The 418-nt window shown below is 48.1% G+C and carries 1 protein-coding gene; it reads left to right on the top strand.

Annotated elements, in window-relative coordinates; translation table 11 throughout:
- Positions 1 to 18: 18 nt before the first annotated feature.
- On the top strand, positions 19 to 418 hold a 400-nt coding region (locus HV826_RS36560), incomplete at its 3' end, for an NAD(P)-binding domain-containing protein (protein WP_176421591.1).

Consider the following 418-nt stretch of genomic DNA (forward strand, 5'->3'; position numbering starts at 1 on the left):
ATTTAAAAGAGGTTAATTATGAAACTGGGATTTATTGGCTTAGGCATTATGGGTACACCGATGGCCATTAATCTGGCGCGTGCCGGTCATCAACTGCATGTCACAACCATTGGTCCGGTTGCTGATGAATTACTGTCACTGGGCGCCGTTAGTGTTGAAACTGCGCGCCAGGTAACAGATGCATCGGACATCATTTTTATTATGGTGCCGGATACGCCACAGGTTGAAGACGTTCTGTTTGGTGAAAATGGTTGTACCAAAGTCTCGCTGAAGGGCAAAACCATTGTTGATATGAGCTCCATTTCCCCGATTGAAACTAAACGTTTCGCTCGTCAGGTGAATGAACTGGGCGGCGATTATCTCGATGCGCCAGTCTCCGGCGGTGAAATCGGCGCGCGTGAAGGGACGTTATCGATTA

Origin of the sequence: Myxococcus sp. AM010, assembly GCF_013372585.1 — a bacterium.
In the GTDB taxonomy this organism is placed as follows: Bacteria; Myxococcota; Myxococcia; order Myxococcales; family Myxococcaceae; genus Myxococcus; species Myxococcus vastator.